3 protein-coding genes are annotated in these 3785 nt (G+C 74.2%); 2 read left to right on the top strand and 1 reads right to left on the bottom strand.

The window, feature by feature from the left end:
* Nucleotides 1-493: 493 nt before the first annotated feature.
* Entirely contained in the window at nt 494-1255 is a 762-nt protein-coding gene (locus tag AB0447_RS36390; RefSeq protein WP_366481246.1) for an SDR family oxidoreductase, read from the bottom strand.
* 107 nt (nt 1256-1362) lie between these two features.
* Between AB0447_RS36390 and AB0447_RS36385 the strand changes: the two genes are divergently transcribed.
* A complete protein-coding gene (locus AB0447_RS36385) occupies nt 1363-2700 on the top strand; it encodes a Bcr/CflA family multidrug efflux MFS transporter (RefSeq protein ID WP_366481245.1) in 1338 nt (445 codons plus the stop codon).
* 9 nt (nt 2701-2709) lie between these two features.
* Nucleotides 2710-3785 (top strand): small ribosomal subunit Rsm22 family protein (locus tag AB0447_RS36380; protein WP_366481244.1); only part of this gene is annotated, 1076 nt, incomplete at its 3' end.

Below are 3785 nucleotides of genomic sequence, written 5' to 3'. Positions count from 1 at the left end.
GCCCTTGACGGCCCGGACCGGCACGCTCGGACACTGGACTGACGGGCAGCCCCCGGGCACCCTCCGACCCCGCCCAAGCAAAACCCCGCAACCCGCACCCCCGCCAGTGTCTGGCTTCCGTCCAAGCGAAGCCTCCAGGGGTGGGTGGCACACCCCCGTCCCGGCCCGGCCCCGAGCGGGGGGCAAAGGAGTGGGCCCGCGCCGCGCCCCGCACCCCCGCCCGCCTCTGGCTTCCGCCTGGGCGAAGCCTGCAGGGGTGGGTGGCACACCCCCGCCCCGCCCTGGCCCCGAGCGGGGGGCAAAGAAGGAGGCCCGCGCCGCGCGCCCCACACCCCCACCCAGCCTCTGGCTTCCGTCTGGGCGAAGCCCGGTGGCACACCCCCGCCCCGCCCCCGCCCCGAGCAGGGGGCAAAGGAGCCCGCCCGCCCGCGCCGTGCGCCCCGTACACGACCCGGGGTGAAGAGCGCGCCCGCGCCACGGGGTGCCCGCAGCGTCAGCCGCGCCCGATGTATGGCATCGCCGTCGCCATCACCGTGGCGAACTGGACGTTGGCCTCCAGCGGGAGCTCCGCCATGTGCCGGACCGTGCGGGCCACGTCCGCCGCGTCCATCACGGGCTCCACCGCCAGTTGCCCGTTCGCCTGCAGGATGCCGGTCTGCATGCGTTCCGTCATCTCGGTCGCCGCGTTGCCGATGTCGATCTGTCCGCAGGCGATCCGGTACGGCCGGCCGTCCAGCGACAGCGACTTCGTCAGGCCGGTCATCGCGTGCTTGGTCGCGGTGTAGGCGATCGAGTTGGGGCGGGGCACGTGCGCCGAGATGGAGCCGTTGTTGATGATCCGGCCGCCCTGCGGGTCCTGCTCCTTCATCAGCCGGAAGGCCGCCTGCGCGCACAGGAAGGCGCCGGTCAGGTTGACGTCCACGACCTGCTTCCACGCCTCGTACCCGATGTCCTCCAGCGGGACCCCGGCCGGGCCGAAGGTGCCGGCGTTGTTGAAGAGGAGGTCGAGGCGCCCGTAGCGCTCCCGGACCGCCCCGAAGAGGGCGGCCACGTCCTGCGGGTCGCTCACGTCCGCGGGTACGCAGAGCACTTCGGCGGAGTCGGGGGCGGCGGCCGCGGTGGCCTCCAGCGGTTCCGCTCGGCGGCCGGCCAGGGTCAGGGACCAGCCGGCCTCGGCGAGGGCGAGGGCGACGGAGCGGCCGATGCCGGAGCCGGCGCCGGTCACAACAGCGATCTTCTTCCCGCTTGCGTTCATGAGGCCGGAGAGTACGTCACACGGCGGCCGGGACCCGGGACGTTCCGATTGCTGAGAACATGGGGTCGGCAGGGGTGTGAAGAGATGATCAGAAGACTGGAGCTGTCATGCCCGAGCGAGGTCCGACCACGCCCCCCTCCTCCGCAGCCGCCGCCGTATCCACGGCCTCATCCACGGCCTCATCCACACCCCCCGCTCCCTCCCCCGCCCCCTCCACCCCCGCAGCGCGCCGCACCGGCCTGCTCGTCACCTTCATACTCGGCGGGCTCAGCGCCCTTCCGCCGCTGTCGATGGACATGTACCTGCCGGCCCTGCCGGAGGTCACCACCGCCCTGTCCAGCCCGGCCGCGACCATCCAGCTCACCCTGACCGCCTGTCTGGCCGGCATGGCTCTGGGCCAGCTGGTCATCGGCCCGATGAGCGACAAGTGGGGCCGCAAGCGCCCGCTGCTCATCGGCATGATCGCGTACGTACTGGCCACCGCCGTCTGCGCGCTGGCCCCCACCGCCGGACTGCTCATCGCCTTCCGGCTGATCCAGGGTCTGGCCGGGGCGGCCGCGATCGTGATCGCGCGGGCCATGGTCCGCGACCTGTACGACGGCGTCGAGATGGCCCGGTTCTTCTCCACCCTGATGCTGATATCCGGCGTCGCCCCGATCGTGGCCCCGCTGATCGGCGGCCAGGTGCTGCGCTTCTCCGACTGGCGCGGTGTGTTCCTCGTCCTGACCGGGGTCGGCGCGCTGCTCACCGTGGTGATGTGGCGCGGGCTGGGTGAGACCCTGCCGCCCGAGCGGAGGCATACCGGCGGGGTGGGCGCGGCCCTGCGGACCATGCGGGGGCTGCTCGCCGACCGGGTCTTCGCCGGCTACATGCTGGCCGGCGGCTTCGCCTTCGCCACCCTCTTCGCGTACATCTCGGCCTCTCCCTTCGTGATCCAGGAAATCTACGGGGCCTCGCCGCAGACCTTCTCGCTGCTGTTCGGCCTGAACTCGGTCGGGCTGATCGCGGCCGGCCAGATCAACGGCAAGCTGCTCGTCGGCCGGGTCAGCCTGGACAAGGTGCTGGCCGGGGGGCTGGCCGTGATCACGGTGGCCTCCGTCGCCCTGCTGCTGATGTCGACGGGGGCGTTCGGGCGGGTGGGGCTGGTCCCGATCTCGGCCGGGCTGTTCGTCCTGATGTCCGCGATGGGTGTCGTGCTGCCCAACACCAACGCGCTGGCGCTGACGCGGACCCCGCACGCGGCGGGCTCGGCGTCCGCCCTGCTCGGCACCTCCTCCTTCCTGGTGGGGGCGGTGGCTTCGCCGCTGGTGGGGATCGCCGGGGAGGACACGGCCGTGCCGATGGCCGTGGTGCAGCTGGTGTGCGCCCTGCTGTCGGTGGCCTGCTTCGCCGCGATGTGCCGGCCCTGGCGGCAGGCCGAGGTCGCGGCCCCGAAGGCGCCGTAAACTTTGCAGGTGAACGCCGCCTCCTCGCCCGCGCCCGCCGCCGGGCCCGCCGAACCCACCACCGCCGAGAGCCTGCGGGCCGCCCTGGCCGGCCTGCTCGACGGGCTGCCGCCGAAGCAGGCCGCCGCCGCCGTGGACCGGCTGATCGCCAACTACCGGGGGCGCACCCCGACGGACGCCCCGGTCCTGCGGGACCGCTCGGACGTGGCGGCGTACGCGGCGTACCGGATGCCGGCGACCTTCGAGGCGGTACGGGCGTCCCTGGCCGGGCTGGCGGCGGCAGCCCCCGGCTGGGCCCCCGGCTCGCACGTGGACGTGGGCGGCGGCACGGGGGCGGCCACCTGGGCGGTGGACGCCACCTGGGCCGGGCCGCGGGAGACCTCGGTCCTGGACTGGGCGGAGCCGGCCCTGACCCTGGGCCGGGAGCTGGCCGCCGCCTCCGGGTCGGGTGTGCTGCGCGGCGCGGCCTGGCGGAAGGCGGTCATCGGGGCGGGGCTGACGCTGCCGGACGCCGATCTGGTGACGGTCTCGTACGTCCTGGGCGAACTCACCGGGGAGGCCCGGCGGGCCGTGGTCGCCGAGGCGGGCCGGGCCGGGCAGGCCGTGGTGATCATCGAGCCGGGTACCCCGGAGGGCTACCTGCGGATCCGGGAGGCCCGGGACGCGCTGATCGGGGCCGGGTTCACGGTGGCCGCGCCCTGCCCGCACGACGGGACCTGTCCCATCGTGCCGGGCGAGGACTGGTGCCATTTCTCGGCCCGGGTCAGCAGGTCCTCCCTGCACCGTCAGGTGAAGGGAGGCTCGCTCGCCTACGAGGACGAGAAGTTCAGCTATGTGGCGGCGGTCCGGTTCCCGGTGGCCCCGGCCACTGCACGGATCACCCGGAAGCCGCAGATCCGCAAGGGTCTGGTCCTGCTCGACCTGTGCGGTCCGGAGGGCGAGGGGCTGAGCCGGACCACGGTGAGCAAGCGCCACGGCGAGGCCTACCGGGCGGCCCGGGACGCCGAGTGGGGCGACGCCTGGCCGTCGGCCAACGCCGGCGGGGCTGGGGAGGCCGAACGCCGGCGGGGCTGGGGAGGCCGAAC

Source organism: Streptomyces sp. NPDC051211, assembly GCF_040689505.1.
Lineage (GTDB): Bacteria > Actinomycetota > Actinomycetes > Streptomycetales > Streptomycetaceae > Streptomyces.
Note: the sequence above shows the minus strand (reverse complement) of the source record. Positions and strands in the feature narration are given on the sequence as shown.